Genomic DNA, 26,512 nt, shown 5'->3' with positions numbered 1-26,512 from the left:
TGCGGGCATGCTCCGATCGGGAGTGGTGGGGGCGTGTCCTTGTCCTTGGCGGACAGATGGCCCGGCCGTACCGCCCATGCCTGGACCGGCCGTCCGTCCGCGCGGCCCGCGTCCGCGCGGCCCCCGGGACGGTCACTATCCGGGCGCGTTGCTGAACTCACCGTGTGCGCGCACTAGATTGACCGGGGCAGCGGACGGACCGGCAGGTCAAGGGGGCAGTGGTTCATGGACGACGACGGCACGCGGGGCGCACGGGGATCGAGCGCGGACAGGGTCCCGGGACCGGCCCTCCCGCCACCGCCCACGACCCCGCCGCGAGTACCCGCGCCCGCCGCCGGCCCACGTCCGGGGGCCACGCCCGTCGAGCAGCACCCGACCCGGCCCGGACCGGCCTCGCCGGCCGAGCAGCCGGTCCCCGGCGCCCCGGTCGACGCCTGGCTGCGCACACCCCGCCCGCCGCAGGAGCCGGGCGTCTGGCGGTACGGATACACCCCGCCGCCGCCCGAGGAGCCCGAGGGCGTCTCGAACCGGTCGCTGCTGGTCGGCGCGCTGATCTCGCTGCTCTCCGCGCTGCTGCTGTGGTCGCTGTGGCGCAACGGCTACCTTCCCTACCGCCTCGTTCCGCTGAAGCTCTTCACCCCGGGCGAGTGGTGGAACCCGGGAACGTCCGGCGGCCCCCGCACCATCGAGGGCAGCGACGCCCTCACGGTGTACGAGGCGATCCTCTTCGGCCTGCTGGCCTACGGCTGCGGCCGGATCGGCAACTTCTCCGAGCTGTTCCGCCGCCATGTCGCCGACCGGGGACAGCCCTTCCTCGCGCTCGCGGCAGCCGCCGCGGCGGGCCTGACCCAGCTGCTCGTCTGGAAGGAGGCGCTTCCGGTCGTCCGCCCGGTCCTCGTGCTGGTCGCCTCCGTCGCGGGCGGCGAGATCTACCAGAGCCAGACCGTCGTCAACGTCATCTACGCGGTGATCGCCGCCGCCGTGCTCTACCCCTTCGCCCGGCTCGGCTGCTGGCGCGAACTGATCGCCGCCCGCCGGGCCACCGCCACCCCGGCGCCGGACGGCACCGCGGCGGCCCCCGCCGCCGCGACCTCCGCCGACCAGTGGCCCGAGCTGCGCACCGCGGGCTGGGCCGACGCCGCGGACACCCTCACCGCCGAGGTCCGCACCGGCCGGATGAACGATGTGGACGTGGCCCGGCTGCGCCACGCGTGGGCGCTCGCCACCCGGCGGCCCGACCGGCTCGCCCCCCTCGCGGAGGCCGTGCTCCGGACCGGAGGCGCCGCCGCCCTGCACCCCTCCGGCCACCGGGACCTGCCCCGGCGCGGAGCCCGCCACGACGTGCTCACCGGCCAGGTCAGGATCGGCCGGTGCGCGGACGACCCGCACAACCCCTACGTCCGCAGGGGCACGGGCCTCGCCCTGGAACCCGCGCTGCTCGGCACCTCCCTGCTCGCGGTCGGACCGCCCGGCGCCGGGAAGACCGCCCGGCTGATCCGGCCGGTCGTCGAGGCCCTCGCCCTGCGCGCCCTGGCCGGACAGGCCGCGGTCCTCGCCGTCGGAGGCGCGGGGGCGCCGCTCGGACCGGATGACGCCTTCGACGTCGTCGTCCGCCTCGGCCACCCCGGCTCCGCCCACGACATCGACCTCTACGGCGGCACCACCGACCCCGACGAGGCGGCGGCCGTCCTCGCCGAAGGGCTCGTCGGCGATGTCGGCAGTCTCGACAGCCGCCGCGCCGCCACGGTCCTCGCCCAGCTGCTGGGCCCCTACCGCGCGGCCCACGGCCACTTCCCCTCCGTGCCCGAACTGCGCGAACTCCTCGACGGCACACCGGCCGCGCTCGCCGGGCTCCGCGCCTCCCTCGAAGCCGCCGGCCACCACGCGATGCTCCGCGAGCTGGACGCGCGGTCCCGGCAGGCGGGCGGCCCGGGCGACCCCGCACCGGCCCTCGCCGACCGGGTCGCCCTGCTGGACCGGCCCGCGTTCACCGGATTCTTCGCCACCGGCCCGGACGCCCGCCCGTTCTCGCTGCGGGCGCTCGGCCAGCACCCCCTGCGGGTCCGCGTCGACCTGCCGGAGCGCGGTCACGCGGAGGCGTCCCGGCTACTCACCCGGCTGCTCCTGGCCCAGTTCACCGCGATCACCGCGGCCCGCACCGACACCACGCTCTTCGCCTGCCTGGTCCTGGACGACGCCACCCACGCCGTGACCGCCGAGACCGTGCGGGGCATCCGCAGGCTGCGCTCGGTCAACGCGGGGGCCGTCCTCGCCCTCCGTACCGTCGACGACGTCCCCGAGACCCTGCACACGCCGCTGCTCGGTGCGGTCGGCTGCACGGCCGCCTTCTCCGGCATCACCACCTGGGACGGCAAACGCTTCGCCGAAGCCTGGGGCAAGGAATGGGTCGAGACCCGCGAGGTCGCCCAGCACACCGTCTTCGCCGACCAGCCGTTCACCCGCGCCCTGCACGCCCTGCGCAAACTCGTCACCGGCAAGGCCGTGACCACGGACGCGGTGACCGTACGGCAGGTCGAGCGGGAGCGCTGGTCGGCCTCGGAGCTGGCGTACGCGGTCCCGGCAGGCCATGCGGTCATCCGGTTGGCCACGGTCGAGGGCGAACACGCACCCCCCCTCCTCGTCCACCTCGACGGCTGAGGCTCCTACCGGGAAGTAGGGCGACGGGCGGCCGAGAGCGGTTACCGGGACTCTGCCGCCCTGGCAGAATCGGAGACAGCCGTTCATACGCGACGGCGAAATTCGGTGTCACCGATCCGGCCGACGATCCGGCCGTCCGTACGGCGGCGCCGCGACCTCGTCCCCGACCTTGAGGGTTCCCGGCCCATGCCCCCCACGCTCGCCTCGCTCGTCCAGCACTCGGCGCTCAAGCTCACCGTGCGGGCGGGCGCGGACCGGCTCGGCACCCCCGTGCGCTGGGCCCACGCCAGCGAGCTGGCCGACCCCGTCCCGTACATGGACGGCGGTGAACTCCTCCTCGTGACCGCCACCAATCTCGACGCCGACGACCCCGAGTCCATGCGGCGCTACGTGCGGCGGCTGGCCGGGGCCGGGGTCGCCGGGGTGGGGTTCGCGGTCGGGGTGAACTACGACGACGTCCCGGCCGCCCTCGTGGACGCCGCCGAGGAGGCAGGGCTGCCGCTCCTCGAAGTGCCCCGCCGCACCCCGTTCCTCGCCATCAGCAAGGCCGTCTCCGCCGCCATCGCCGCCGACCAGTACCGCGCGGTCACCGCCGGCTTCGAGGCCCAGCGTGAGCTGACGAAGGCCGCGCTCGCCGGGGACGGCCCCGCCGAGCTCCTCGCCCGGCTCGCCGCCCACATCGACGGCTGGGCCGCCCTGTACGACACCTCCGGCGCGGTGCTCGCCGCCGCCCCGGACTGGGCCGCCCGCCGCGCCGCCCGCCTCACCCCCGACGTCGAGCGCCTCCGGGACCGGCCCGCCCCCGCCAGCGTCGTCGTCGGCGACAACGAGGACCGGGTCGAGCTCCAGTCGCTGGGCACCGGCCGCCGGGCCCGCGGCGCGCTGGCCGTCGGTACGGGAGCGGCGCTCGGGACCGCCGAGCGCTACGCCGTGCACTCCGCCGTCGCCCTGCTCACCCTGACCACCGCCCGCTCCCGCTCCCTCCAGGGCGCCGAGCAACGCCTGGGCGCCGCCGTCCTGCGCATGCTGCTCGCAGGCCAGCCCGACCACGCGCGGGCCGTCGCCGGAGACCTCTACGGCGGGCTGCTCGACGCCCCGTTCCGGCTGCTCATCGCCGAGGCCGCCGCACCCGCCGGATCCGAGCTGCTCACCGAGACGATGGAGGCCGCCGCCGCCCGTACCGGCGAGGCGTTGCTCCTGGTCCCCGAGGCGGAGCGCGTCGTCGTGCTCGCCGCGGACGGCGGCTCCGCCGTGGCCGCCTGCGCCGCCTACGCCGAGGCGCAGGACGACCGTGCCCCGCGCGAGGGCGGCGCCGAGGACAGCGACGTCGTGGTCGGCCTCTCCGCCCCCTCCGGCCCGATCGCCGTCTCCGCCGCGTACAAGCAGGCCGAACAGGCCCTCTCCGTCGCCCGCCGCCGGGGCAGGGCGCTGGTCGAGCACGAGGAGCTGGCCGCCGGCTCGGTGCTGCCGCTGCTCGCCGACGACGCGGTACGGGCCTTCGCCGACGGCATGCTCCGCGCGCTGTACGAGCACGACGCCAAGGGGCGCGGCGACCTCGTGGCCTCCCTACGCGCCTGGCTCTCCCGCCACGGCCAGTGGGACGCCGCAGCCGCCGATCTGGGCGTGCACCGGCACACCCTGCGCTACCGGATGCGGCGGGTGGAGGAGATCCTGGGCCGCTCGCTGGACGACCCGGACGTCCGCATGGAGCTGTGGCTCGCCCTCAAGACGACCGAGGCGGCCACGCCCGCCGAGGAGTGAGCGCCCGCCCACCCGCAAGCCCCTGGCCAAATCGGAGCAGCGGACACCCACCCCACTCCACCCCGGACAAACCCGATCGCGGCCCCCTCGCCCTACCGTGGGACCACAGAGGGGAGCCTTCCGGGGCGCCCCCGACCTCTTCGTCACGACTTCGGTCACGACCTCCTCACGACCTCCGAAGGGCCGGAACCTCCATGACTTCGCCCCACGCCTTCTGGGTGGCCGGCCGCCAGGCCACCGGTGCCGACAGCTTCGACGTCACCAACCCGTACGACGGACGCCTCGTCGGCACCGTCAGCGTGCCGACCGACGCCCAGGTCGAGGAGGCCGTCGCCGCCGCCCACGCGGTGCGCGACGAGTTCGCCGCGACCCCGGCGCACGTACGGGCGGCCGCCCTCGACCACGTCGTACGGCGGCTGACGGAGCGCACCGAGGAGATCGCCCAGCTGATCTCGGCGGAGAACGGCAAGCCGATCAAGTGGGCCCGCGGCGAGGTCGGCCGGGCCGTGTCCGTGTTCCGGTTCGCCGCCGAGGAGGCCCGCCGCTTCAACGGCGGCGAGGCCCAGCGGCTCGACACCGACCTCGGCGGCACCGGCCGCCTCGGGCTGACCCGGCGCTTCCCGCGCGGCGCCGTCCTCGGTATCGCGCCCTTCAACTTCCCGCTGAACCTCAGCGCCCACAAGGTCGCCCCGGCCATCGCCGTCGGCGCCCCGATCATCCTCAAGCCGGCCCCGGCCACCCCGATCTCCTCGCTGATCCTGGGCGAGCTGCTGGCCGAGACCGACCTCCCGGCGGGCTCCTGGTCCGTCCTGACGGTCCCGAACGACAAGATGCCCGCCCTCGTCCAGGACGAGCGGCTGCCGGTCATCTCCTTCACCGGCTCGGGCCCGGTCGGCTACGCGATCATGGAGTCGGTGCCCCGCAAGCACTGCACCCTGGAGCTCGGCGGCAACGGCGCGGCCGTCGTCCTCGGCGACTACGCCTCCGAGGCGGACCTCGACTGGGCCGCCACCCGGATCGCCACGTTCTCCAACTACCAGGGCGGCCAGTCCTGCATCTCCGTGCAGCGCGTCATCGCCGACGCCGCCGTCTACGATCGGCTCGTCCCCAAGATCGTCGCCGCCGTCGAGGCCCTGGTCACCGGTGACCCGGCCGACGCCGCCACCGACGTCGGCCCCCTCGTCAGCGAGGACGCGGCCAAGCGCGTCGAGTCCTGGGTCGACGAGGCCGTCCAAGGCGGCGCCGAGCTGCTCACCGGCGGCAAGCGCGACGGGGCCACCTACGCCCCGACCGTCGTCGCCGGCCTCCCCGACGACGTGAAGCTCTCCTGCGAGGAGGTCTTCGGCCCGGTCATGTCGCTCCAGAAGGTCGACGGCGAGGCCGAGGCGTTCGCCGCCGTCAACTCCTCCAAGTACGGCCTCCAGGCCGGCGTCTTCACCCACGACCTCCAGACCGCCTTCCGCGCCCACCGCGCCCTGGAGGTCGGCGGCGTGATCATCGGCGACGTCCCCTCGTACCGCGCCGACCAGATGCCGTACGGCGGCGCCAAGCAGTCCGGCGTCGGCCGTGAGGGCGTGCGCTACGCCATGGACGACTACACCTACGAGCGCGTCCTGGTCCTCACCGGCCTCGCCCTGTAACACCCCGGACGACCCCCGCCCGCCTTCCGCCCGGACAGCGAGCGCGGGCGGGGGCGCGAAACGGACGGCCCGAACCCGACTGTGCGGGGGTTCGGGCCGTTCGCGTATCCGTGCGCGGGGGCTGGTGCGGGTGCCGAACCACGGGTACACGGGTTACATACGGACCAGTAGGCAGCGACTAGCAGTCCGTGCGTCCAGGTCCAGGGGTCCCTCCGTCCGGTGGCGCGCGGCGAGGTGAGGTCCCTCATGTCCGCACCACACAACACCCCTCAGGTCCCCAGGGCGCCCAAGGTCACCGAACGCGAGGCGCGACGGGTCGCCGAGGCCGCCCGGGAGCAGGACTGGCGCAAGCCCAGCTTCGCCAGGGAACTGTTCCTGGGGCGCTTCCGGCTCGACCTGATCCATCCGCATCCCCTGCCGCCGCCCGACGACATCCGGCGCGGCGAGGAGTTCCTGGCGCGGCTGCGCACCTTCTGCGAGACGCACGTCGACAGCGCGCGGATCGAGCGCGAGGCGAGGATCCCCGACGAGGTGATCGCCGGTCTCAAGGAGCTCGGCGCCCTCGGGATGAAGATCGAGACCAAGTACGGCGGGCTCGGCCTCACCCAGGTGTACTACAACAAGGCGCTCGCCCTGGTCGGCTCGGCCAGCCCCGCGATCGGCGCGCTGCTCTCCGCGCATCAGTCGATCGGCGTACCGCAGCCCCTGAAGATCTTCGGCACCCAGGAGCAGAAGGACGTCTTCCTGCCCCGGCTGGCCACCACCGCCATCTCCGCCTTCCTGCTGACCGAGCCGGACGTCGGCTCCGACCCGGCCCGCCTCGCCACCTCCGCGGTGCCCGACGGGCCGGACTACGTCCTCGACGGCGTGAAGCTCTGGACCACCAACGGCGTCGTCGCCGACCTCCTGGTCGTCATGGCCCGGGTCCCCGTGTCCGAGGGCCATCCCGGCGGTATCACCGCGTTCGTCGTCGAGGCCGACGCCCCCGGCGTCACCGTCGAGCACCGCAACGCCTTTATGGGCCTGCGCGGCATCGAGAACGGCGTCACCCGCTTCCACCGGGTCCGGGTGCCCGGCGCCTGCCGGATCGGGCCCGAGGGCGCCGGCCTGAAGATCGCCCTGACCACCCTCAACACCGGCCGCCTCTCGCTGCCCGCGATGTGCGTGGGCGTGGGCAAGTGGTCCCTGAAGATCGCCCGCGAATGGTCCGCCGTACGCGAGCAGTGGGGCAGGCCCGTCGCCAGGCACGAGGCGGTCGGCGCGAAGATCTCGTTCATCGCGGCCACCACCTTCGCCCTGGAGGCCATCGTCGACCTCTCCTCCCAGATGGCCGACGAGGACCGCAACGACATCCGCATCGAGGCCGCCCTCGCCAAGCTGTACGGCTCCGAGACGGGCTGGCTCATCGCCGACGAACTGGTCCAGATCCGCGGCGGCCGCGGCTTCGAGACCGCCGATTCGCTGGCGGCCCGCGGCGAACGCGCCGTGCCCGCCGAGCAGATGCTCCGCGACATGCGGATCAACCGGATCTTCGAGGGCTCCACCGAGATCATGCACCTGCTGATCGCCCGTGAGGCCGTCGACGCCCACCTCAAGGTGGCGGGCGACATCATCGACCCCGACAAGCCGCTCTCCGCCAAGGCCAGGGCGGGCGCGAACGCCGCCGGCTTCTACGCCCGCTGGCTGCCCAAGCTCGTGGCGGGACCCGGGCAGCTCCCGCGTACGTACGCCGAGTTCCACCCCGCCGGGCACCGCGACCTCTCCGGGCACCTCCGGTACGTCGAGCGGTGCTCGCGCAAGCTCGCCCGATCCACCTTCTACGCCATGTCCCGCTGGCAGGGGCGGATGGAGACCAAGCAGGGCTTCCTCGGCCGGATCGTCGACATCGGGGCGGAACTCTTCGCGATGAGCGCCGCCTGCGTCCGCGCCGAGTACCTGCGCGGGACGGGGGAGCACGGCCGCGAGGCCTACCAGCTCGCGGACGCCTTCTGCCACCAGGCCCGCATCCGGGTCGAGGAGCTGTTCACCCGCCTGTGGTCCAACACCGACGACCTCGACCGGCGCGTCGTCGACGGCGTCCTGTCGGGGACGTACACCTGGCTGGAGGAGGGTGTCGTCGACCCCAGCGGCGAGGGCCCCTGGATCGCGGACGCCACCCCTGGACCCTCCGCCCGGGAGAACCAGCACCGCCCGGTGCGCTGAGCCGCGCCGCCGGGCAGGGCGCGTCCACGCACCGGACGCACCCCGCCCGGCCCGCCCGCCGCAGGGCAGGATGAGGGCCGTGACCGTCATCGACATCCCCGGCTCCAAGTCCGTCACCGCCCGCGCCCTCTTCCTGGCCGCCGCCGCCGACGGCACCAGCACCCTGCTGAGGCCGCTGCGCTCGGACGACACCGAGGGCTTCGCCGAAGGCCTGGAGAACCTCGGCTACCGGGTCGACCGGGCAGCCGACCGCTGGCACGTCGAGGGCCGCCCCGCCGGGCCCGCCGCCCCCGACGCCGACGTCTACTGCCGCGACGGCGCGACCACCGCCCGCTTCCTGCCCACCCTCGTCGCGGCCGCAGCCTCCGGCACGTACCGCTTCGACGCCTCCGCCCAGATGCGCCGCCGCCCGCTCGCCCCGCTCACCCGCGCCCTCACCGCCCTCGGCGTCGACCTGCGCCACGAGAAGGCTGAGGGCCACCACCCGCTGACCGTCCGGGCCGCCGGGATCGAGGGCGGTGGACTGACCCTGGACGCGGGGGAGTCGTCCCAGTACCTCACCGCACTGCTGATGCTCGGGCCGCTCACCGCGCAGGGGCTGCGGATCGAGGTCACCGAGCTGGTCTCCGCGCCGTACGTCGGGATCACCCTCGCGATGATGCGCGATTTCGGCGTGGAGGTGGAGCGGGAGGGGAACACCTTCACCGTCCCTCCCGGCGGCTACCGGGCCACCGCCTACGCCGTCGAGCCCGACGCCTCCACCGCGAGCTACTTCTTCGCCGCCGGGGCCCTCACCGGCCGCGAGGTCACCGTTCCCGGCCTCGGCGCCGGCGCGCTCCAGGGCGACCTGCGCTTCGTCGACGTGCTGCGTGCCATGGGCGCCGAGGTGGAGGTGGGAGCCGACGCCACCACCGTCCGCTCCACCGGCCGGCTGCGCGGCCTCACCGTCAACATGCGTGACGTCTCCGACACCATGCCGACCCTCGCCGCCATCGCCCCGTACGCGGACGGACCCGTACGGATCGAGGACGTCGCCAACACCCGGGTCAAGGAGTGCGACCGGCTGGAGGCGTGCGCCGAGAACCTGCGGGCCATGGGCATCACCGTCCACACCGGACCCGACTGGATCGAGATCCACCCCGGCACGCCGAAGCCCACCGAGATCGCCACCCGCGGCGACCACCGGATCGTGATGTCCTTCGCGGTCGCCGGACTGCGCACCCCCGGTCTCACGTACGACGACCCCGGCTGCGTACGCAAGACGTTCCCTCGGTTCCACGAGGCGTTCGCGGACTTCACGCGCGACCTCACGGCAGTGTGACGCACCACCTCGCGGCAGCGTGACGCACCACCTCGCGGCACGGTGAACCGCGACCTCGACGAGCCGGACGGAAGCCGCCAACGCGCCCCACCGGGACGCGCTGTCCCGGCACACAGCCGGAGCGGCAACAATGGGGGGCATGAGCGACAGCCCCGCCCCCCTCGCCGATCCGCATCTCGTCTTCGACGCCGCGGACGGCCGCCGGGATCTCGTGATCCTCGGCTCCACCGGGTCCATCGGCACCCAGGCCATCGACCTGGTCCTGCGCAACCCCGACCGCTTCCGGGTCACGGCGCTCTCGGCCGCCGGCGGCCGGGTCGCCCTGCTGGCCGAGCAGGCCCGCCGACTGCGGGTCGACACGGTCGCCGTCGCCGCCGAGGACGCCGTCCCCGCCCTGCGCACGGCGCTGCGGGAACAGTACGGGCCCGGCGAGCCGCTCCCCGAGATCCTGGCCGGACCCGACGCGGCCACCACCCTCGCCGCGAGCGCCTGCCACACCGTGCTCAACGGCATCACCGGCTCCATCGGGCTCGCCCCGACCCTGGCCGCGCTGGAGGCGGGCCGCACCCTCGCCCTCGCCAACAAGGAGTCGCTGATCGTCGGCGGCCCGCTGGTGAAGGCGCTCGCCGCCCCCGGCCAGATCATCCCGGTCGACTCCGAGCACGCCGCGCTCTTCCAGGCGCTGGCCGCGGGCACCCGCGCCGACGTCCGCAAACTCGTCGTCACCGCCTCCGGCGGACCCTTCCGGGGCCGTACGCGCGACGAACTGGCCGACGTCACCCGGGAGCAGGCGCTCGCCCACCCGACCTGGGCGATGGGGCCGGTCATCACCATCAACTCCGCGACCCTGGTCAACAAGGGCCTGGAGGTCATCGAGGCGCACCTCCTCTACGACATTCCGTTCGACCGGATCGAGGTCGTCGTCCACCCCCAGTCCTACGTGCACTCCATGGTCGAGTTCAGCGACGGCTCCACACTCGCCCAGGCCACCCCGCCGGACATGGGCGGCCCCATCGCGATCGGCCTCGGCTGGCCCCAGCGCGTCCCGGACGCCGCCCCCGCCTTCGACTGGACGAAGGCCTCCAGCTGGGAGTTCTTCCCGCTGGACACCGAGGCCTTCCCGTCGGTCGGCCTCGCCCGGCACGTCGGCGGGCTCGGCGGCACCGCGCCGGCCGTCTTCAACGCGGCGAACGAGGAATGCGTGGACGCTTTCCTCGCCGGACAGCTGCCCTTCAACGGAATCATGGATACGGTCACCGCTGTGGTGTCCGAACACGGCACCCCCGCCCCGGGAACCTCGCTCAGCGTCGCGGACGTCCTCGAAGCGGAAACGTGGGCCCGCGCACGGGCCCGGGAACTCTCGGCGAAAGCGACAGCGGAGGCGCGCGCATGAGTCTGACCTCGGTCCTGCTGACGGTCCTGGGGATCGCCGTCTTCGTCGTGGGACTGCTCTTCTCCATCGCCTGGCACGAGCTGGGCCACCTCTCCACGGCCAAGATGTTCGGCATCCGGGTCCCGCAGTACATGGTCGGCTTCGGTCCGACGATCTGGTCGCGCAAGAAGGGCGACACGGAGTACGGCATCAAGGCCATCCCGGCCGGCGGCTACATCCGCATGATCGGGATGTTCCCGCCGGGACCCGACGGCCGCCTCGAAGCCCGCTCCACCTCACCGTGGCGCGGCATGATCGAGGACGCCCGCTCCGCCGCCTACGAGGAGCTGGAGCCGGGCGACGAGAAGCGGCTCTTCTACACGCGCAAGCCGTGGAAGCGCGTCATCGTGATGTTCGCCGGCCCCTTCATGAACCTGATCCTCGCGGTCGCCATCTTCATGGGCGTCGCGATGACCTTCGGCTTCCAGACGCAGACCACCGAGGTCGCCGGCGTCCAGCAGTGCGTGATCTCGCAGAGCGACAAGCGCGAGACCTGCAAGGACGGCGACCCGGTCTCGCCCGCCAAGGCCGCAGGCCTCCAGGAGGGCGACAGGATCGTCGCCTTCGACGGGAAGAAGGTCGACGACTGGGCGACGCTCTCGGACCGCATCCGCGAGACCATCGGCCCCGCCACCATCGTCGTCGAACGCGACGGCGAGGAAGTGACCCTCAACGCCGTCCTGCGCGAGAACGCCGTCGCGAAGAAGGACGGCAACGGCCAGGTCGTCCCGGACCAGTTCATCAAGGCGGGCTACCTGGGCTTCGCCGCGCAGACCGAGATCGTGCCGCTCTCCTTCGGCGAGTCCACCGTCCGCATGGGCGACATGATCGAGAACGGCGTCGACTCGATCATCGCCCTGCCGTCCAAGATCCCGGCCCTCTGGGACGCCGCCTTCAGCGACGGCGAACGGGCCGACGACTCGCCGGTCGGCGTGGTGGGCGCGGCCCGGATCGGCGGCGAGGTGATGAACCTCGACATCCCGGCGCAGAACCAGGTCGCGATGATGCTGTTCCTGCTCGCGGGCTTCAACCTCTCGCTGTTCCTGTTCAACATGCTGCCGCTGCTCCCGCTGGACGGCGGACACATCGCGGGCGCGCTCTGGGAGTCCCTGCGGCGCAATGTGGCCAAGGTCTTCCGGCGCCCCGACCCCGGTCCGTTCGACGTGGCCCGGCTGATGCCGGTCGCCTACGTGGTCGCCGGAATCTTCATCTGCTTCACGCTGCTGGTCCTGGTGGCCGACATCGTGAACCCCGTCAAGATCTCCTGACCGCCCCTTCCACCTCTGCCGTCCCCCAGGTGTCGGCCGGGCACACACCCCGTGTCCGGCCGCTCACCAACGGGTGGACTTGTCGACACGGTGCGTGCCTCCCGCCTTCGGTGCCGTAACCTCGAAGGCTGGAGCCCGCCGATCTCGGGACCTTGATCCACACCTTGGGGATGCTCAGCGCATGACTGCGATTTCTCTCGGAATGCCGGCCGTTCCGACCAAGCTCGCCGACCGAAGGGTCAGCCGACAGATCCAGGTCGGCACGGTCGCGGTCGGCGGCGACGCGCCCGTATCCGTGCAGTCGATGACGACGACACGTACGTCGGACATCGGCGCCACCCTCCAGCAGATCGCCGAGCTGACGGCGTCCGGCTGTCAGATCGTCCGGGTCGCGTGCCCGACGCAGGACGACGCCGACGCGCTCGCCACGATCGCCCGGAAGTCGCAGATCCCGGTGATCGCCGACATCCACTTCCAGCCGAAGTACGTCTTCGCCGCGATCGACGCCGGCTGCGCCGCGGTCCGGGTGAACCCGGGCAACATCAAGCAGTTCGACGACAAGGTCAAGGAGATCGCGAAGGCGGCCGCCGAGACCCGCACCCCGATCCGGATCGGCGTCAACGCCGGCTCCCTGGACGCGCGGCTCCTGAAGAAGTACGGCAAGGCCACCCCCGAGGCCCTCGTCGAGTCGGCCCTGTGGGAGGCGTCCCTCTTCGAGGAGCACGGCTTCGGCGACATCAAGATCTCGGTCAAGCACAACGACCCGGTCGTGATGGTCAACGCCTACCGCCAGCTCGCTGCCCAGAGCGACTACCCGCTGCACCTCGGCGTCACCGAGGCCGGACCGGCGTTCCAGGGCACCATCAAGTCGGCCGTCGCGTTCGGCGCGCTGCTCTCCGAGGGCATCGGCGACACCATCCGCGTCTCCCTCTCGGCCCCGCCGGCCGAGGAGGTCAAGGTCGGCCTGCAGATCCTGGAGGCGCTCAACCTCAAGCAGCGCCGCCTGGAGATCGTCTCCTGCCCGTCCTGCGGCCGCGCCCAGGTCGACGTGTACAAGCTCGCCGACCAGGTCAGCGCCGGCCTGGAGGGCATGGAGGTCCCGCTCCGCGTCGCCGTCATGGGCTGCGTCGTCAACGGCCCCGGCGAGGCCCGCGAGGCCGACCTCGGCGTCGCCTCCGGCAACGGCAAGGGCCAGATCTTCGTGAAGGGCGAGGTCATCAAGACCGTCCCCGAGTCGAAGATCGTCGAGACCCTCATCGAAGAGGCGCTGAAGATCGCCGAACAGATGGAGAAGGACGGCATCGCGTCCGGCGAACCCCAGGTCTCCATCGGCGCCTGACCCGCGCCCTTCCACGCCGTCACCGCCCCACCGGGCCCCGCGCCCGGTGGGGCGGCGGTGTGTCCGGGGACCGGCTCCCGCCTGCACCACCGCCCTGCCCGGAGACCGTCTTCCGGACTCGAGCGGCGTTCGACAGGCTCGTCGGTTAAAGTGCGGAAATCAGCAGACCGCATGGTGAGGCCCCCTCGTGTTGACGCAGACCACCACCCGGGTCCTCGAACCCAGCGACCTCGGAGCAGCGCTCGCCGTCCTGGAGAGCGAGCCCGTGGCCAACGCCTTCGTGACGTCCCGCGTGCAGGTCGCGGGACTCGATCCCTGGCGCCTCGGCGGCGAGATGTGGGGCTGGTACGCCGACGGCATGCTCCGCTCCCTGTGCTACTCCGGCGCCAACCTCGTCCCCATCTGTGCCGGACCCGAGGCCGTCCGCGCCTTCGCCGACCGGGCCCGCAGGGCCGGCCGCCGCTGCTCCTCCATCGTCGGCCCCGCCGAAGCCACCACCCGGCTGTGGCGGCTCCTCGAACCCAGCTGGGGCCCCGCCCGCGAGGTCCGTGCCAACCAGCCCCTCATGGTCACCGAGAGCCTCTCCGCCGACGTCACGCCCGACCCGCTCGTCCGCCGCGTCCGCAAGGACGAGACCGAGGTCCTGATGCCGGCCTGCGTGGCGATGTTCACCGAGGAGGTCGGCATCTCCCCGCTCGCCGGCGACGGCGGACTCCTCTACCAGGCCCGCGTCGCCGAACTCATCGGCACCGGCCGCTCCTTCGCCCGCATCGACGACGGCAAGGTCGTCTTCAAGGCGGAGATCGGCGCGGCCACCCCGCAGGCCTGCCAGATCCAGGGCGTCTGGGTCGCCCCCGAACACCGCGGCAAGGGCCTCTCCGAAGCGGGCATGGCCGCCGTCCTGCGCTACGCGCTGGCCGACGTCGCCCCCGTCGTCAGCCTGTACGTGAACGACTACAACACCCCCGCCCGCAAGGCCTACCGCCGTGTCGGCTTCCGCGAGGTCGGCGCGTTCATGAGCGTCCTGTTCTGAACCGTCACGAGCACGCCCCCCGGAACGCGCGGTTCTGACCGCCCGCCCCGGCCAGTAGGGTTCCCGCATGGCAGCAGCCCCCGGAGAAGGCCCCGCAGCATCCGACGCCGAGATCGGCCCCGTCGACCTGGCCGCCCGCGTCGACGAAGCCCTGCGCGTCCAGGCGGCGGCCTTCGGACTGAGCCAGGACGAGATCGACGTACGCCGCCACATCGTCCTCAGACACCTGGAACACCCCCACGCCCGCGCACTCGGCGCCGTCGCCCCCGACGGACGGCTCGTCGGCTTCGTCTACGGGCTGCCCAGCGACCGCTCCCAGTGGTGGTCCACCGTCGTCGAGCCCTATCTGCGGGCCACCGGGTCCGACGGCTGGCTCGACGACTCCTTCGTCATCACCGAACTCCACGTCCACCCGGACCACCAGCAGCGCGGCATCGGCCGCACCCTGATCACCGCCATCACCGACTCCGTCGGCCACCCCCGGTCGATCCTCTCGGCGATCGACAAGGACAGCCCGGCCCGCACCCTGTACCACTCCCTCGGCTACCGCGATCTGGCCCGCCAGGTGGTCTTCCCGAGCGCCCCGCAGCCGTACGCGGTCATGGGCGCGCCCCTGCCGCTGCTGCGCGCGAGGCCCGGGGCCTGAATGGATTTCCGCCAGCCCGCACCGCCCGGTTAACCTCGGGCTCACCACCCTTGCGAGCAGGAGTTCACCATGGCCCAGGTCCAGCGCATGTCCCGATTGATGGTCAAGACACTGCGCGACGACCCGGCGGACGCCGAGACGCTCAGCCACAAGCTGCTGGTCCGCGCCGGGTACGTCCGCCGCAACGCGGCCGGCATCTGGTCCTGGCTGCCGCTCGGCAAGAAGGTCCTGGACAACATCTCCAACGTCGTGCGCGAGGAGATGGACGCCATCGGCGCCCAGGAAGTCCTGCTGCCCGCCCTGCTGCCCAAGGAGCCCTACGAGGCGTCCGGCCGCTGGGAGGAGTACGGCGACCTGCTCTTCCGCCTCAAGGACCGCAAGGGCGGCGACTACCTCCTCGGCCCCACCCACGAGGAGATCTTCACCCAGACCGTCAAGGACCAGTGCTCGTCCTACAAGGACCTGCCGGTGATGCTGTACCAGATCCAGACGAAGTACCGCGACGAGGCCCGCCCCCGCTCGGGCGTGCTCCGCGGCCGCGAATTCCAGATGAAGGACTCGTACTCCTTCGACACCACCGACGAGGGCCTCGCGCACTCCTACGCCCTGCACCGGGCCGCGTACATCAAGATCTTCGAGCGTCTCGGCCTGGACCACCGCATCGTCTCCGCGGTCTCCGGCGCGATGGGCGGCTCCGCGTCCGAGGAGTTCCTCGCCCCCGCCGCCGCCGGCGAGGACACCTTCGCGGACTGCCCGAACTGCGACTACGCCGCCAACACCGAGGCCGTGACCTTCGCGCTCGCCCCGGTCGACGGCTCGGCGCACGGCGCGGTCGAGGAGCTCGACACCCCCGACACCCCGACCATCGAGACGCTCGCCGCGCACCTGGGCGTCCCCGCCTCCGCGACCCTGAAGAACCTGCTGGTCAAGGTGGACGGCGAGATCGTGGCCGTCGGCGTCCCCGGCCACCGCGAGGTCGACCTCGGCAAGCTCGGCGAGCACCTGGCCCCCGCCGTCGTCGAGCTGGTCACCGCCGAGGACTTCGTCGGCCGCGACGACCTCGTACGCGGTTACGTCGGCCCCCAGGGCCTGGAGAAGGTCCGCTACCTCGCCGACCCCCGCGTCGCCCCCGGCACCTCCTGGGTCACCGGCGCCAACCAGGAGGGCAAGCACGCGAAGAACGTCGTCGCGGGCCGCGACTTCGAGGTCGACCAGTACCTCGACGTCGTCGTGGTCGAGGAGGGCGACCCCTGCCCGAAGTGCGGCACCGGCCTCACCCTGGACCGCGCCATCGAGATCGGCCACATCTTCCAGCTCGGCCGCAAGTACGCCGACACCTTCCAGCTCGACGTGCTCGGCCAGCAGGGCAAGCCCGTCCGGGTCACGATGGGCTCGTACGGCATCGGCGTCTCCCGCGCCGTGGCCGCCCTCACCGAGCAGACCGCCGACGACAAGGGCCTGTGCTGGCCCCGCGAGATCGCCCCGGCCGACGTCCACGTCGTCGCCGCGGGCAAGGCCCTCCAGACGGAGCTGGCCCTCGACGTCTCGGAGAAGCTCAACGCGGCGGGCCTGCGGGTCCTGGTCGACGACCGCCCCGGCATCTCGCCCGGCGTGAAGTTCACCGACTCCGAGCTGATCGGCGTGCCCAAGATCCTGGTCGCCGGCCGCCGTTCCGCCGACGGCGTCCTGGAGCTGAAGGACCGCCGCACCGGCGAGCGCGAGGAACTGACCGTCGACGAGGCGATCGCCCGCCTGACGTCCGACCTGGCCTGATCAGCCGTCGAAGAGGCCCCCGCGCAGGATCGCGCGGGGGCCTTCGTCGTACGGGACGGGCTACAGCCAGCCCGCGAACTCCAGGTTGATCTCGCCCATCTGCCGCCGCCCCTCGGCCAGCGCGCGGGTGCCCGACTCGACCGCCCGGAACAGCGTCCAGCCGTGCAGCCGCGCCTGCTCCACCTCCAGCGACTCCGCCAGCCTCTTGACCCGTCGCCGGGCCGTCACGGGTCCGCCGGGGGAGGCGATCAGATCCTCCACCCGGTCCCGCACCAGCCGCGCCAGGTCATAGGCGCGCTCGCCCACCAGCGGCTCCGGACCCACCGTCAGCCACGGCGCGCGCTCCCCGGAGAACACCTTGCTCTGCCGGAAATTGCCGTGCAGCAGCAGGAGTTCGGGTGATCCCTCCACCAGCTCCGCCCGCGCCGCGAGCGCCGCGTCCACCAGCGGCGCCAGCTCCGGATCTGCCTCGGCGGCCGCCCGCATCCCGGCGCTCTGCCGATCGGTCCGCCCGGCCACGCTCTCGAAGGCGTGCCCGGCCGGCGGTTCCACCCACAGCCGCCGCAGCGTGCCCGCCGCCTCCAGCAGCGCCTTCGCCTCCGGCAGCGAACGCAGCGACACCTCGTGGTGCAGCCGCTCCAGCAGCAGCGCACCGGACGCGTCGAGCTCCGGCGCGTCCAGCGGCCGCACCGCGCCCCACCCGTTCCAGTGCTCCAGCGCCGCCCGCTCCAGCTCGGGCCCGGCGACCGGCGGGGCGATCTTCAGCGCGGCCGGGGTTCCGTCGGCCCGCCGTACCAGGACCACCAGGGAGCTGCGCCCGCCGGGGGCGGCCACCCGCTCCACGGTGAGGCCGTCCCCGGCGGTGAGCGCCTGCTCGGTCAGCGCGGGGAGCGCGTCCAGCCAGTCGGCCGCCACGGCGTCCCCGTACATCTCACCGAGCGCGCGCACCAGGCGCTGCGGCGGTTCGCAACCCATACGTCGTGTGTTCCCTTTCCGGTTCTTCGTATCAGCGCGCGCCGTCCGCGCCGGCGGCCTCCACCGGGCCCGTCGCGGCCGGATCCGCACCGGCGGCCCGCTCGGCGAGCCCCGGAAAGGCTACGTTGCCGCCCCGCCAGCGGGCCGCCCGCACCGCGGCCTCCCGCAGCGCGCCCGCGGCCTCCTTGCGGCGCGGGCCCTCGGCAGCCCGTACGAGATCGGCGTAGACGCCCGCGATCCGGTCCTCCAGCACCGCGGCCAGCCGCACCGCCGACGGGGAGTCCGCGACGGCGAACGGCAGAGCGTACGCGGCGTCCGAGGCCACCGGCCTCCCGCCCAGGTCGCGCACGGCGCGGGCCAGCGCGTCCCGGCGGGCCCGGTGCCCGTCGTACGCCGCGCGGGCCTCTGCGCCCCGCTTCCCGTCGATGCGGCCTCCCAGCAGGCCGTAGCCGTACACCGCGGCGTGCTCGGCGGCCAGGGCCGCCTGGACGGCGGTCAGCTCGGGGGAGTCGGCGTCCTCCTCGGACGGCCGGACGGAACGGGTGCTCATGCGGCTGTCTCCTCGGCCAGTTCGGTCAGCAGATACGCGTGCGCCGCCGCTGCCGCCGCCACCGAGGCCAGCAGCCGGGCCAGCTCCGGTCCGGCCGTCAGCAGCGCCTCGGCGCAGACGTCGGCCCGGCGGCGCTCGGCGGCGGCCAGCTCCCGCACCGCGGCCTTCGGGGCCGCGGACACCGGGCCGGGTGGGGCGGCAGGGGGCTTCGCGCCGCCGCCCTCGGCGCGCGGCGGCGCCAGCGCCTTCCCGTGCTCGCGCACGGCCGCCCGCAGGGGCGCGAGGCCCGCCGCCGTCGCCGGATGCGCCTCGGCCACCAGGTCGTACCGGGCGAGCAGGAGGGCGCCGTCGCGCACCGCCTTCTCGCGCAGGGTCCTCTCGGTCTTCGCGGCGGCGGCCCGCGCGCCGGAGTGCGCGGGCTTCCCGCCGTCCGCCGCCTCGTCGCCGCCCCCGCAGCCGGTCAGCACCGCACCCAGGGCGAGGGCTCCCGTAGCGGTGAGCGCCCCCCTGCGCGTCGTCCCCGTGCGCCGCACGTTTCTCCTTCGGGCCTGGACCGGTCCTGACAGGATCTGTCCTGATGTGATCACCGCAGGCGAGCGTACCCGCGGCCGAGCGGCAGGCGGACGGCAACACCCCTGGCGACCGGATACCCTTTGACCTGACGCACGACGATCCCCACAACAGCACACGCGGCCGAGGAGTCACCCGGATGAGCACCACCCAGAGCGAGAGGCTGCGCGGGTTGCTGGAACCGCTCGTCAGCGCGCAGCAGCTGGACCTCGAGGAGATCGAGGTGTCCCGGGCCGGCCGCCGAGGAGTGCTGCGGATCATCGTGGACTCCGAAGAGGGCGTGGAGCTGGACGCCTGCGCGGAGCTGAGCCGCGCGATCTCCGAGAAGCTGGACGAGACCGACGCGATGGGCGAGGGCGAGTACGTCCTCGAAGTCAGCTCCCCCGGCGCGGACCGCCCGCTGACCGAGCACCGCCACTACGTACGCGCCATCGGCCGGCTGGCCAGGTTCCACCTGGCCGGCGATGGATCCGATGAGCTGGTCGCCCGCATCCTCGCCGTGGACGAGGACGGGCTCGACCTCGAAGTGCCCGGCGTCAAGGGCCGCAAGCCCACCGCCCGCCGCCTCGCCTTCGACGAGATCGCCAAGGCGCGTGTGGAGATCGAATTCAACCGCAAGGACAAGAAGGAAGAGGAGGCGTAGCCGTGGACATCGATGTGAAGCTTCTGAAGGGCTTGGCGCAGGACAAGGAGATCCCCTTCGACGTGCTCGTCGGGGCGATCGAGTCGGCCCTCCTCATCGCGTACCACCGCACCGACGGCAGCCACCGCCGGGCGCGCGTGGAGCTCGACGCGAACGGCCACGTCACGGTGTGGGCCAAGGAGGACCCGGCCGACCTCGAAGAGGGCCAGGAGCCCAAGGAGTTCGACGACACCCCGTCCGGCTTCGGCCGCATCGCCGCGACCACCGCCAAGCAGGTCATCCTGCAGCGGCTGCGCGACGCCGAGGACGACCGCACCTTCGGGGAGTACGCGGGCCACGAGGGCGATGTCGTCACGGGCGTCGTCCAGCAGGGCAAGGACCCCAAGAACGTCCTGGTCGACATCGGCAAGATGGAAGCCATGCTGCCGGTCCAGGAGCAGGTCCCGGGCGAGGAGTACGTGCACGGCCTGCGCCTTCGTACGTATGTCGTACGGGTCGCCAAGGGTGTCCGCGGTCCGTCGGTGACGCTCTCGCGCACCCACCCGAACCTGGTGAAGAAGCTCTTCGCGCTGGAGGTCCCGGAGATCGCGGACGGCTCGGTGGTCATCGAGGCCATCGCGCGCGAGGCCGGTCACCGCACCAAGATCGCGGTGCGCTCCACCCGCGCCGGCCTGAACCCCAAGGGCGCCTGCATCGGCCCGATGGGCAGCCGTGTGCGCAATGTCATGGCCGAGCTGCACGGCGAGAAGATCGACATCGTGGACTGGTCCGACGACCCGGCCGAGATGGTCGCCAACGCCCTCTCGCCCGCCCGGGTGAGCAAGGTCGAGGTCGTCGACCTCGGCGCCCGCTCCGCCCGCGTCACCGTGCCGGACTACCAGCTGTCGCTGGCGATCGGCAAGGAGGGCCAGAACGCCCGCCTCGCCGCCCGCCTCACCGGCTGGCGCATCGACATCCGTCCGGACACCGAGACGGACGAGGAGCGCGAGAACGCCGACCGCGAGCGGGCCGAGCGGGCCCGGGAGCGCTCGGAAAGGCGTTGACCCGGAGCGGCTCCAGGGAATAGATCTGGGCGGTACGCCGCTGAGATCACGACAACATCCGTTCGATTTTTGCCCCAAAGCGGCGAGGTCGGTACGGGGAGGTAGACTTAAACGTGTCTGGCCGGACGCAAGCCCGCGCTTGCCCCGAGCGAACCTGTGTGGGATGCCGGGAGCGAGCGGCCAAGAGCGAGCTGCTGCGCATCGTGGTGGACGAGGGCGCTTGCGCCCCTGATCCACGCGGTACGCTGCCCGGCCGGGGTGCTTACGTGCACCCTGTCCCTGTCTGTATCGACCTGGCGGTTCGCCGCCGGGCGTTCCCCCGGGCCTTCAAGGCCAAGGGGCCGTTCGACACCGCGGCACTGACGCGGTTCGTCGAGCGGGTTGCACCGTAAGAAAAGTGAACGGCACGGGTCCCCGTGCGGTCAGGTACCTCGCGAGTTGGAAGTAGGTCGAGATTGCGATGAGCACTCGATGAGTACGCGATGAGTACGCCCATGAAGTAGCGACGGTCCGGCGGTAACCCGGACCTAAAAGGAGCGAAGTGGCTAAGGTCCGGGTATACGAACTCGCCAAGGAGTTCGGCGTCGAGAGCAAGGTCGTCATGGCCAAGCTCCAAGAACTCGGTGAATTCGTCCGTTCGGCGTCCTCGACGATCGAGGCGCCGGTTGTACGTAAGTTGACCGACGCACTGCAGGGGCCCGGCGGCAACGCCGGCAAGTCCGCTGCCAAGCCTGGTGCGCCCCGCAAGGCGGCACCCGTGAAGCCCGCAGCGCCCTCCCCGGCCGCTGCGGCACGTCCCGCTGCCCCGAAGCCCGGCGCACCGGCTCCCAAGCCGGTCGAGGCCGAGGCCCCGAGCAGCACCCCGGCGGCGCCCTCCGCGCCGTCGGCGGGCCCCCGTCCGGGCCCGAAGCCCGCGCCGAAGGCGGCCCCGGTGACCCCGGTCCCGGCCGCCGAGTTCTCGGCTCCGGCTCCGGCCCAGCCGGCTGCCCCCCAGCAGCCCCAGGCCCCGCGTCCCGCGGGTGCCACCCCGGGTCCCCGTCCCGCACCCGCCCGTCCGGCTCCGGCCGGCGGTCAGCGTGACGGCGGCCAGCGCGACGGTGGCCAGCGTGACGGCGGCCGTGGTGGCGAGCGTGGCGGCGACCGCCCCGCACGTCCCGCGGGCCAGGGCGCCCCGCGCCCCGGCGGTACCCGTCCGGCCGGTCCCCGTCCGGGCAACAACCCCTTCACCTCCGGCGGTTCCACCGGCATGGCGCGCCCCGGCGCGCCCCGTCCGGGTGGCGCCCCGCGCCCCGGTGGCGGCTCGGAGCGCCCCGGCGCCCCGCGTCCTCAGGGCAGTGGCCCCGGCGGCGCCCCGCGTCCGCAGGGTGGTCAGGGTCAGGGCGGTGCCCGTCCCACTCCGGGCGGCATGCCCCGCCCGCAGGCTCCGCGTCCCGGCGGCGGTCCCGCCGGTAACCGTCCGAACCCGGGCATGATGCCGCAGCGTCCCGCTGCGGGCCCGCGTCCCGGCGGCGGCCCCGGCGGTGGCCGTGGTCCCGGCGGCGGTGGCGGTCGTCCCGGCGGTGCCGGTGGCGGCGCAGGTCGTCCCGGTGGCGGCGGCGGCTTCGCCGGTCGTCCCGGTGGCGGCGGCGGTGGCGGCTTCGCCGGTCGTCCGGCCGGTCCCGGTGGCGGCGGCGGTGCCGGTCGTCCCGGTGGCGGCGGCGGCTTCGGCGGTCGTCCCGGCTTCGGTGGACGTCCCGGCGGCCCCGGTGGCCGCGGTGGCACACAGGGTGCGTTCGGCCGTCCCGGCGGTCCGGCGCGTCGTGGCCGTAAGTCGAAGCGGCAGAGGCGCCAGGAGTACGAGTCCATGCAGGCCCCGTCGGTGGGCGGCGTCATGCTGCCCCGCGGCAACGGGCAGGCTGTCCGGCTGTCCCGCGGTGCTTCGCTCACGGACTTCGCGGAGAAGATCAACGCGAACCCGGCGTCGCTCGTCGGCGTGATGATGAACCTCGGCGAGATGGTCACGGCGACGCAGTCCGTCCCCGACGAGACGCTGCGGCTGCTCGCGGACGAGATGAACTTCGTCCTCGAGATCGTCAGCCCCGAGGAGGAGGACCGCGAGCTGCTCGAGTCCTTCGACATCGAGTTCGGCGAGGACGAGGGCGGCGAAGAGGCCCTGGTCTCCCGTCCGCCGGTCGTGACCGTCATGGGTCACGTCGACCACGGTAAGACCCGACTGCTGGACGCGATCCGCAAGACGAACGTCGTCGCGGGCGAGGCCGGCGGCATCACGCAGCACATCGGTGCCTACCAGGTCGGCGCCGAGGTCAACGGCGAGGACCGCCGTATCACCTTCATCGACACCCCGGGTCACGAGGCGTTCACCGCCATGCGTGCACGTGGTGCGAAGTCCACCGACATCGCGATCCTCGTGGTGGCGGCGAACGACGGTGTGATGCCCCAGACGATCGAGGCGCTGAACCACGCCAAGGCGGCCGAGGTGCCGATCGTGGTCGCGGTCAACAAGATCGACGTCGAGGGCGCCGACCCGACCAAGGTGCGCGGTCAGCTCACCGAGTTCGGGCTGGTGGCCGAGGAGTACGGCGGCGACACGATGTTCGTCGACATCTCCGCCAAGCAGGGCCTCAACATCGAGGCTCTTCTGGAGGCCGTCGTCCTCACCGCCGACGCCTCGCTCGACCTGCGGGCCAACCCGGAGCAGGACGCGCAGGGTATTGCGATCGAGTCCCACCTCGACCGCGGTCGCGGTGCCGTCTCGACCGTCCTGGTCCAGCGCGGAACGCTGCGCATCGGTGACACGGTGGTCGTGGGCGACGCGTACGGCCGTGTCCGGGCGATGCTCGACGACAACGGTCAGAACGTCCAGGAAGCGGGTCCGTCGACCCCCGTCCTGGTCCTGGGTCTCACCAACGTCCCGGGTGCCGGCGACAACCTCCTGGTGGTCGACGAGGACCGTACGGCCCGTCAGATCGCCGAGAAGCGTGCCGCTCGTGAGCGCAACGCCAACTTCGCCCGCAAGGGCGTCCGGTTCTCCCTGGAGAACCTGGACGAGGCGCTCAAGGCCGGTCTGGTCCAGGAGCTCAACCTCATCATCAAGGGCGACGCGTCCGGTTCGGTGGAGGCTCTCGAGTCCTCGCTGCTCCAGCTCGACGTCGGTGAAGAGGTCGACATCCGGATCCTGCACCGCGGTGTGGGTGCGGTCACCGAGTCGGACATCAACCTGGCGACCGGCTCCGACGCCATCGTGATCGGCTTCAACGTGCGCGCCGCAGGGCGTGCCGAGCAGATGGCCGAGCGCGAGGGTGTGGACGTCCGGTACTACTCGGTCATCTACCAGGCGATCGAAGAGATCGAAGCGGCCCTCAAGGGCATGCTCAAGCCGGAGTACGAAGAGGTCGAGCTGGGCACGGCGGAGATCCGCGAGATCTTCCGCTCGTCCAAGCTGGGCAACATCGCCGGTGTGCTGGTCCGCTCCGGCGAGGTCAAGCGCAACACCAAGGCGCGCCTGCTGCGCGATGGCAAGGTCATCGCGGAGAGCCTCAACATCTCCGGTCTGCGCCGCTTCAAGGACGACGTCACCGAGATCCGCGAAGGCTACGAGGGTGGTATCAACCTCGGAAACTTCAACGACATCAAGATCGACGACGTCATCGCGACGTACGAGATGCGCGAGAAGCCGCGAGGCTGATCAACCTCGGATCCGCAAGGATTCGGAAGGGGTCCGGGAGTTCGCTCCCGGCCCCCCTCCACCACGGTCGGGGCCGGTCGACGGGTCGTATTTCCGTCGATCGGCTCCGGCCGTTCCGGTACGGTTCTGATGTCCCCGGCAAGCTCTGGCGGGGCACGAACCCGAACCGGCGGGACATCCGGACACACATGTATGTGGGGACCCTGTCCTTCGATCTGCTCCTCGGCGACGTACGGTCGTTGAAGGAGAAGCGTTCCGTCGTCCGCCCGATCGTCGCCGAGCTCCAGCGCAAGTACGCGGTGAGCGCGGCCGAGACCGGCGGACAGAATCTCCACCGCAGGGCCGAGATCGGCCTTGCCGTGGTCTCCGGTGACACCGGACACCTCACGGACGTACTGGACCGCTGCGAACGGCTGGTCGCGGGACGCCCCGAGGTGGAGCTGCTGTCGGTGAGACGGCGGCTGCACAGTGACGAAGACTGACAGTCGAGCGAAATCAGAAGGAAGAGTGACGGACCGGTGACCGACAACGCGCGGGCCCGCAAGCTGGCCGATCGCATCCAGGTCGTGGTCGCGGAGACCCTGGACCGGCGAATCAAGGATCCGCGGCTGGGATTCGTGACGATCACGGACGCCCGGGTCACCGGCGACCTGCGGGAGGCCACGGTCTTCTACACGGTCTACGGCGACGACGAGGAGCGCGCGGCCTCCGCCGCGGCGCTGGAGAGCGCCAAGGGCGTCCTCCGCACCGAGGTCGGCCGGCAGACCGGGGTCAGGTTCACGCCGAGCCTGGCCTTCGTCCCGGACGCCCTCCCGGACAACGCCCGCACCATCGAGGACCTCCTCGACAAGGCGCGGGCCAAGGACGCGGAGGTGCGCCAGGTGTCCACGGGCGCGAAGTACGCCGGCGAAGCCGACCCGTACCGCAAGCCCGAGGACGAGGACGACGAGCCCGGGACCGACGGATCCTCCGAGAAGAACGAGGGCCCGGCCTCCGCATGACCGAGCAGACCACCACGCCGGACGGCCTTGTCATCGTCGACAAGCCGTCCGGCTTCACTTCGCACGACGTCGTCGCCAAGATGCGCGGCATCGCCCGCACCCGGCGGGTCGGCCACGCCGGCACGCTGGACCCGATGGCGACCGGCGTCCTGGTGCTCGGGGTCCAGCGGGCCACCAAGCTGCTGGGCCACCTGGCCCTGACCGAGAAGGAGTATCTCGGCACGATCCGGCTCGGCCAGGACACGGTCACCGACGACGCCGAGGGCGAGATCACCTCGTCCACCGACGCCTCCGGCGTGACCCGTGAGGGCATCGACGCCGGGGTGGCCGCACTGACCGGACGGATCATGCAGGTCCCGTCCAAGGTCAGCGCCATCAAGATCGACGGCAAACGGTCCTACGCGCGGGTGCGCGGCGGCGAGGAGTTCGAGATTCCGGCCCGTCCGGTGACCGTCTCCTCCTTCCGCGTCTACGACGTCCGTGAGGCCGTCGCCGAGGACGGCACCCCCGTCCTCGACCTGGTCGTCTCCGTCGTCTGCTCCTCGGGGACGTACATCCGGGCCATCGCCCGTGACCTCGGAGCCGGGCTCGGCGTCGGCGGTCACCTGACCGCGCTGCGCCGGACCCGGGTCGGTCCGTACGGACTGGACGCGGCCCGGACGCTCGATCAGCACCAGCAGGAGCTGACCGTGATGCCGGTCGCCGAGGCGGCCGCCTCCGCGTTCCCCCGCTGGGACGTGGACGAGAAGCGCGCCAAGCTGCTCCTCAACGGCGTACGGCTGGACATGCCCGCGCATCCTCCGGGGCCGGTCGCGGTCTTCGGGCCCGACGGCACGTTCCTCGTGCTCGTCGAGGAGGAGAAGGGCAAGGCCAAGAGCCTCGCCGTCTTCGCCTGAGCCGCACCCCGCACCCCCGCGCCTGTCGCATCCAGCGTCCGGGCCGCACCCCGCGCTCCGGCGGGTCATGCGTGGA

The 26,512-nt window shown here is 72.7% G+C and carries 21 protein-coding genes; 18 read left to right on the top strand and 3 right to left on the bottom strand.

Translation table 11 applies throughout. From position 1 onward, the window contains the following. Positions 1–225: 225 nt before the first annotated feature. From IE272_RS32705 to IE272_RS32655, 11 genes are all read left to right on the top strand, one after another. Positions 226–2,658, top strand: coding sequence for an ATP/GTP-binding protein (locus IE272_RS32705; RefSeq protein WP_190009347.1), 2,433 nt, complete (start codon positions 226–228; stop codon positions 2,656–2,658). A gap of 186 nt (positions 2,659–2,844) precedes the next feature. Then, a complete protein-coding gene (locus tag IE272_RS32700; protein WP_050358553.1) occupies positions 2,845–4,419 on the top strand; it encodes a PucR family transcriptional regulator in 1,575 nt (524 codons plus the stop codon). Between the two features lie 194 nt (positions 4,420–4,613). Beyond that, positions 4,614–6,059 carry an aldehyde dehydrogenase family protein gene (locus tag IE272_RS32695; protein ID WP_050358552.1) on the top strand — a complete coding sequence of 482 codons (1,446 nt, stop codon included), beginning with the start codon at positions 4,614–4,616 and terminating at the stop codon, positions 6,057–6,059. Positions 6,060–6,305: 246 nt separating this feature from the next. Beyond that, entirely contained in the window at positions 6,306–8,261 is a 1,956-nt protein-coding gene (locus IE272_RS32690) for an acyl-CoA dehydrogenase family protein (RefSeq protein WP_190009345.1), read from the top strand. Between the two features lie 79 nt (positions 8,262–8,340). Continuing rightward, on the top strand, positions 8,341–9,582 hold the full coding sequence (aroA, locus tag IE272_RS32685; RefSeq protein ID WP_190009343.1) for a 3-phosphoshikimate 1-carboxyvinyltransferase: 1,242 nt from the start codon (positions 8,341–8,343) through the stop codon (positions 9,580–9,582). A 139-nt stretch (positions 9,583–9,721) separates the two neighbouring features. Next, entirely contained in the window at positions 9,722–10,975 is a 1,254-nt protein-coding gene (gene dxr / locus IE272_RS32680) for a 1-deoxy-D-xylulose-5-phosphate reductoisomerase (RefSeq protein ID WP_050358549.1), read from the top strand. After that, positions 10,972–12,282 (top strand): M50 family metallopeptidase, encoded by a 1,311-nt coding sequence (locus IE272_RS32675; protein WP_050358548.1) that lies wholly within the window; start codon positions 10,972–10,974, stop codon positions 12,280–12,282. Before dxr ends, IE272_RS32675 begins: the two co-directional genes overlap by 4 nt. A 181-nt stretch (positions 12,283–12,463) precedes the next feature. Continuing rightward, positions 12,464–13,621: a flavodoxin-dependent (E)-4-hydroxy-3-methylbut-2-enyl-diphosphate synthase gene (gene ispG, locus IE272_RS32670; RefSeq protein WP_032792501.1), complete on the top strand. Its 1,158-nt coding sequence runs from the start codon at positions 12,464–12,466 to the stop codon at positions 13,619–13,621. A gap of 187 nt (positions 13,622–13,808) precedes the next feature. After that, complete coding sequence (locus tag IE272_RS32665; RefSeq protein ID WP_050358547.1) at positions 13,809–14,654, top strand: GNAT family N-acetyltransferase; 846 nt, start codon at positions 13,809–13,811, stop codon at positions 14,652–14,654. A gap of 67 nt (positions 14,655–14,721) precedes the next feature. Further along, complete coding sequence (locus IE272_RS32660) at positions 14,722–15,300, top strand: GNAT family N-acetyltransferase (protein WP_190009341.1); 579 nt, start codon at positions 14,722–14,724, stop codon at positions 15,298–15,300. A 69-nt stretch (positions 15,301–15,369) separates the two neighbouring features. Next, positions 15,370–17,073 carry a proline--tRNA ligase gene (locus tag IE272_RS32655; protein ID WP_190009339.1) on the top strand — a complete coding sequence of 568 codons (1,704 nt, stop codon included), beginning with the start codon at positions 15,370–15,372 and terminating at the stop codon, positions 17,071–17,073. Positions 17,074–17,133: 60 nt separating this feature from the next. Here IE272_RS32655 and IE272_RS32650 read toward each other — a convergent pair whose 3' ends face one another. From IE272_RS32650 to IE272_RS32640, 3 genes are read right to left on the bottom strand one after another with little or no spacing between them, the layout of a single operon-like run. Further along, positions 17,134–18,048, bottom strand: coding sequence for an aminoglycoside phosphotransferase family protein (locus tag IE272_RS32650; RefSeq protein ID WP_190009337.1), 915 nt, complete (start codon positions 18,046–18,048; stop codon positions 17,134–17,136). A 31-nt stretch (positions 18,049–18,079) separates the two neighbouring features. Then, complete coding sequence (locus IE272_RS32645; RefSeq protein ID WP_056704296.1) at positions 18,080–18,598, bottom strand: ferritin-like domain-containing protein; 519 nt, start codon at positions 18,596–18,598, stop codon at positions 18,080–18,082. Next, the gene (locus IE272_RS32640) at positions 18,595–19,131 is read right to left on the bottom strand and encodes a hypothetical protein (RefSeq protein WP_050358542.1); all 537 of its coding nucleotides are present in this window, start codon (positions 19,129–19,131) and stop codon (positions 18,595–18,597) included. The genes IE272_RS32645 and IE272_RS32640 overlap by 4 nt, the downstream gene beginning before the upstream one ends. 176 nt (positions 19,132–19,307) lie before the next feature. On the opposite strand from IE272_RS32640, the gene rimP reads away from it, so the two are divergent. The 7 genes from rimP to truB all read left to right on the top strand — a co-directional run bounded on the left by rimP (position 19,308) and on the right by truB (position 26,436). Beyond that, on the top strand, positions 19,308–19,811 hold the full coding sequence (gene rimP, locus IE272_RS32635; RefSeq protein ID WP_007452816.1) for a ribosome maturation factor RimP: 504 nt from the start codon (positions 19,308–19,310) through the stop codon (positions 19,809–19,811). Positions 19,812–19,813: 2 nt separating this feature from the next. Continuing rightward, complete coding sequence (gene nusA, locus IE272_RS32630; RefSeq protein ID WP_007452815.1) at positions 19,814–20,854, top strand: transcription termination factor NusA; 1,041 nt, start codon at positions 19,814–19,816, stop codon at positions 20,852–20,854. A gap of 113 nt (positions 20,855–20,967) precedes the next feature. Next, positions 20,968–21,246: a YlxR family protein gene (locus IE272_RS32625; protein WP_073739449.1), complete on the top strand. Its 279-nt coding sequence runs from the start codon at positions 20,968–20,970 to the stop codon at positions 21,244–21,246. A 149-nt stretch (positions 21,247–21,395) separates the two neighbouring features. Next, on the top strand, positions 21,396–24,539 hold the full coding sequence (gene infB / locus IE272_RS32620) for a translation initiation factor IF-2 (protein ID WP_073739447.1): 3,144 nt from the start codon (positions 21,396–21,398) through the stop codon (positions 24,537–24,539). A gap of 188 nt (positions 24,540–24,727) precedes the next feature. Continuing rightward, on the top strand, positions 24,728–25,021 hold the full coding sequence (locus tag IE272_RS32615; RefSeq protein ID WP_018960670.1) for a DUF503 domain-containing protein: 294 nt from the start codon (positions 24,728–24,730) through the stop codon (positions 25,019–25,021). A gap of 36 nt (positions 25,022–25,057) precedes the next feature. After that, on the top strand, positions 25,058–25,540 hold the full coding sequence (gene rbfA / locus IE272_RS32610; protein WP_050358541.1) for a 30S ribosome-binding factor RbfA: 483 nt from the start codon (positions 25,058–25,060) through the stop codon (positions 25,538–25,540). Beyond that, positions 25,537–26,436 carry a tRNA pseudouridine(55) synthase TruB gene (gene truB / locus IE272_RS32605; protein ID WP_007450962.1) on the top strand — a complete coding sequence of 300 codons (900 nt, stop codon included), beginning with the start codon at positions 25,537–25,539 and terminating at the stop codon, positions 26,434–26,436. Before rbfA ends, truB begins: the two co-directional genes overlap by 4 nt. Positions 26,437–26,512: the final 76 nt, after the last annotated feature.

This window comes from Streptomyces anulatus, assembly GCF_014650675.1.
GTDB classification, from domain to species: Bacteria; Actinomycetota; Actinomycetes; order Streptomycetales; family Streptomycetaceae; genus Streptomyces; species Streptomyces anulatus.
Note: the sequence above shows the minus strand (reverse complement) of the source record. Positions and strands in the feature narration are given on the sequence as shown.

Bases quoted from the DNA above. Each gene is read 5' to 3' on its own strand.
- IE272_RS32705 (WP_190009347.1), top strand. From the start codon at position 226: ATGGACGACGACGGCACGCGGGGCGCACGGGGATCGAGCGCGGACAGG.
- IE272_RS32700 (WP_050358553.1), top strand. From the start codon at position 2,845: ATGCCCCCCACGCTCGCCTCGCTCGTCCAGCACTCGGCGCTCAAGCTC.
- IE272_RS32695 (WP_050358552.1), top strand. From the start codon at position 4,614: ATGACTTCGCCCCACGCCTTCTGGGTGGCCGGCCGCCAGGCCACCGGT.
- IE272_RS32690 (WP_190009345.1), top strand. From the start codon at position 6,306: ATGTCCGCACCACACAACACCCCTCAGGTCCCCAGGGCGCCCAAGGTC.
- dxr (WP_050358549.1), top strand. From the start codon at position 9,722: ATGAGCGACAGCCCCGCCCCCCTCGCCGATCCGCATCTCGTCTTCGAC.
- IE272_RS32675 (WP_050358548.1), top strand. From the start codon at position 10,972: ATGAGTCTGACCTCGGTCCTGCTGACGGTCCTGGGGATCGCCGTCTTC.
- ispG (WP_032792501.1), top strand. From the start codon at position 12,464: ATGACTGCGATTTCTCTCGGAATGCCGGCCGTTCCGACCAAGCTCGCC.
- IE272_RS32660 (WP_190009341.1), top strand. From the start codon at position 14,722: ATGGCAGCAGCCCCCGGAGAAGGCCCCGCAGCATCCGACGCCGAGATC.
- IE272_RS32655 (WP_190009339.1), top strand. From the start codon at position 15,370: ATGGCCCAGGTCCAGCGCATGTCCCGATTGATGGTCAAGACACTGCGC.
- IE272_RS32650 (WP_190009337.1), bottom strand. From the start codon at position 18,048: ATGGGTTGCGAACCGCCGCAGCGCCTGGTGCGCGCGCTCGGTGAGATG.
- IE272_RS32645 (WP_056704296.1), bottom strand. From the start codon at position 18,598: ATGAGCACCCGTTCCGTCCGGCCGTCCGAGGAGGACGCCGACTCCCCC.
- rimP (WP_007452816.1), top strand. From the start codon at position 19,308: ATGAGCACCACCCAGAGCGAGAGGCTGCGCGGGTTGCTGGAACCGCTC.
- IE272_RS32615 (WP_018960670.1), top strand. From the start codon at position 24,728: ATGTATGTGGGGACCCTGTCCTTCGATCTGCTCCTCGGCGACGTACGG.
- truB (WP_007450962.1), top strand. From the start codon at position 25,537: ATGACCGAGCAGACCACCACGCCGGACGGCCTTGTCATCGTCGACAAG.